Below are 1661 nucleotides of genomic sequence, written 5' to 3'. Positions count from 1 at the left end.
CTAAATGCTCACCATCTATCGCATTTTTTGTTGAAAGTGTTAAGGCCCGCCTCGTCGCGCCGCTCGAGCAGCCCGACCCGGTGCCCGGCGAGCGCCCGGACGAGCAGCCCCGGATCGTCGGCACGGCGGGCGACCTCCTCGGCGCGGCGCAGGAAACGGTCACGCTCGTCGTGGTCGCCGGCCAGGCCCGCGTGCACCAGGTACGCGCTGCCCAGCTCGGCCGGTGCGATGTGCTCGCCGGACATCCGCCCGTAGAGCCGGTAGAGCAGGTCGCGCCCCTCGCCGGCGCCGCCGTGCTCGCGCCACCACGGGTCCAGGGCCTGGGCCAGCCGCAGCCCGGAGCGCACGTGGCCGTCGGTGGCCGCCCAGCGCAGCGCCGCCTGCCACTCGGCCACATGGGGAGCCAGCTCGGTGAGGGAAACCGTCCTGGGCTGACCGTCGACGTCCACCGCCACACCGTCCAGGGTGTGCAGCGCCCAGGCGACGTGCCGGTCGCGGGCGGCCCCCTCGCCACCGGCGGCGACCAGGTGGCGGTTCGCGTACCCGCGGATCGTCGCCGGAAGCCGGACGCTCGGCCCCGGCAGCACCTCGACCAGCGACTTGTCGGCCAGCTCGGTGAGGCCGGCGAGCGTGTCGTCGCCGCACCACTCGACCGCGGCGAGGTCGACCGGCCCGGCGAAGACCGAGAGGCGCTGCAGGAGGCCGCCGGCTCGGCTGCTCAACGTGCGGTAGGACCAGTCCAGGTTGGCGGTCATGCTGCCGTGCCGGTCGGTGGCGCCGGCACGGCCCGCGTCCAGCGCACCGACCGGGTCGTCCAGCCGCCCGGCGAGCTGCCCGCCGGAGAGCAGCCGCAGCCGGGCGGCGGCCAGCTCGACCGCCAGTGGCGACCCGTCCAGCCCGGAGACGACACGGGCCAGGTCGGCGTGCTCCTCCCGGGCCGGGACGCGACCGCCCCTCGCCTCGGTCGTCCGGGCCATGAGCAGCTCGAACGCGTCGGCGGCGGCCATCGGCGGGATCCGCCAGACCACCTCGCCGGCGATCCCGAGCGGCTGCCGGCTGGTGGTCAGCACGTCCACCCGGGGGCAGGTCGCCAGCAGCTTCCGCACCACATCGGCGACGGCTCCCGGCTGCGCGTCGCACGTGTCGACGACCAGCAGCATCCGGTGCCCGGCGCACTGCTCGGCGATGGTTTCGAGGACCGGGCGCCCGGGCTCGGGGCGCAACCCCAGCGCGGCGGCGACCGCGTCGGCCGCCGGCATCGGCGTGGCCGCGGCGTCGACCTGCCAGACCCCGTCCGGGTACCCGGTCAGCAGCATCTCCGCCGCCGCCAGAGCCAGGCGCGTCTTGCCCGCGCCGCCGGCACCGGCCACGGTGACCAGCCGGTGAGGGCCGATCAGCTCGGTCAGGTCGCGGATCTCAGCGCGGCGGCCCAGAAACGACGTCACCGGCGCCGGCAGGTTGTTGGTCGGCGCGCCGGGGGTGCGCGGCCGCGGGAAGTTCCGCTCCAGCTCGGGAGCGACCAGCTGGAACAACCGCTCGGCGTCGTCGAAGCCCCGCAGCTTGAAGACGCCCAGGTCGAGCAGGTCGATGTCGTTGCCCGGGGCCGCGGGCTCGTTACCCGGGGCCGCGGGCTCGGCGGCGAGCGCCGCGGGCCACGTGGT

At 75.6% G+C, this 1661-nt stretch carries 1 pseudogene; it reads right to left on the bottom strand.

From position 1 onward, the window contains the following. Positions 1 to 8 precede the first annotated feature (8 nt). A pseudogene (locus AB0M20_RS42205) lies at positions 9 to 1661 on the bottom strand (adenylate/guanylate cyclase domain-containing protein); the annotation flags it as partial.

It is taken from the genome of Actinoplanes sp. NPDC051633, assembly GCF_040681735.1.
Taxonomy (GTDB): Bacteria; Actinomycetota; Actinomycetes; order Mycobacteriales; family Micromonosporaceae; genus Actinoplanes.
This window is presented reverse-complemented; position numbering and strand designations above follow the sequence as displayed.